This window comes from Hymenobacter crusticola, from assembly GCF_002154225.1.
Taxonomy (GTDB): Bacteria; Bacteroidota; Bacteroidia; order Cytophagales; family Hymenobacteraceae; genus Hymenobacter; species Hymenobacter crusticola.
This window is the reverse complement of the sequence record NZ_MTSE01000095.1, coordinates 1-1,722: the sequence shown is the minus strand read 5'-3', so window position 1 is coordinate 1,722 and position 1,722 is coordinate 1. Positions and strand designations below refer to the sequence as shown.

Here is a 1,722-nt window from a genome sequence, read left to right as displayed (position 1 = left end):
GGCGCAACCTGCAACCTACGCGGGGCCTGGTCAAGCTCAAGCTGGTGCCCGTTGCCGGTGGGGAGACCATCGACATTACCGGGCTGCTGAATACGCAGAAAAGCACCGCTCGGCGCTTGCAGTTTACCTTGCCCACGGGCGGGCCCAACGTCGATACGACCTATAAAATCGTCATCGAGAATGGCTACGGTCCGGCCGTAATAGCCCATGAAACGATCACGATCCTCGGGGCCGGCAGTGACTCGTTTGGCATCGGTCAGTGGGTACCATGGGCGGGCAAGTTTGACTTTGCGGCCAACACCTACAACGCCGTTACCAAGCAAAACAATCAGTTTGACGCGGTGCTGCCGCAGGCCGTGAGCACCGGGGCGGCCGATAACTCGGCCGCCATCAACGCCAACATTCAGTACCTAGCCAGCAAGGGCGGGGCGGTGCTCACGTTCCCGGCCGGCGACTACTGGATTCAGAACCCGATTCAGATGGCCAGCAATGTCATCCTGAAGGGACCGGGCAAAGTTCGCATCACGGGCAACGTGCCCGGTGGGGCCGAGCGGTTTGCGTTCTACTTCCCCAGCGGTACCAGCCGCTCGGGCCTGGTGGATATCCTGTATGACAACGGCGCCAGGTTCGATGATTACCAGGGCTACGGCAACATGCTGGGGCAGGGGTGCACGGATATTCTGCTCAAAAGCTGCGTGTTCGACCAGCACGAAAGCGACTGGTTGCAGCTGTACGAGGGGCGGCGCATTGCTTTAATCAACAACCGGCTCAATCAGGGCATCAACCGCAACTCGCGGCCCTATGCTCGCGGCCCGCTGCGGCTCGATGGCAGCAGCTACGTGATTGCGCACGGCAACTACTTCGACTACTGCGTGGATGGCGTGAATGCCATCGGCACCAATCACGCGTTTTGGTCGGCCAACACCTTCTTCTGGCAAGCCTCGCTGGGCAACCGGGAAGATCCGGTGAACCACGTGCTCATCCACGGCCACTCGAATTTCTGGTGCGTGTTCGGCAAGAATCGCTTCACCTCCGACGAGGCCTTCGAGGCCACCAAGGATATGAAGATCCTGAAGATCACGGGCAAGTCAAGTAACGATGGCGAGAAGATTATTGCGGAGTTCACGGGCGAAGTGTTGCAGCGCGTGCGGGCCTGTCCCGTGTTGTCGGCGACCCCGTACACGGTCAGCCACACGGCCATGTACATGCCGGCCGACGATCACTACTGGGTCACGATTATCGCCGGTAAGGGCTTAGGACAAGAGCGCAAGGTAAAGAGCCGGACCAGCCTCGGCGTGACGTTGGAGGAGCCCTGGGACGTGGTACCCGACGCCACTAGTAACATCGTGATCGGCGTGCAGGGCGTCTGCGATTACTTGATCGAGGACAATGACTTCGACCTAGGCAAGCGCGGCCCGACCATTTACCTGACGCCTTCCCGGCGCGGGGCGATCATCGGCAACCGGATGACGAATGCCGGTAGCATCGACAACACCCCCTTCCTGCAATCGACCGGCTTGCCGAAGCAGTGGCTGTTCTGCCACCAGTGGGATATGGAGGTGGAGGATAACATCATCACGGCCGAAACCGATGCCCACAACGGCAACTTCATCGGCATTCACGCCGTGCAAAGCCGCCAGGATCGCAGTGTGGGGGCGTTGGTGCTGGGCTACGTGTGCCGCAACAACAAGGTCACGGCCCGCATGCCGAACGTGGTGGCGG

The 1,722-nt window shown here is 60.5% G+C and carries 1 protein-coding gene; it reads left to right on the top strand.

The window, feature by feature from the left end:
- Positions 1 to 1,722, top strand: a 1,722-nt coding sequence (locus BXP70_RS28975; RefSeq protein ID WP_218779900.1) for a glycoside hydrolase family 55 protein, incomplete at both ends; no start/stop codon positions are given.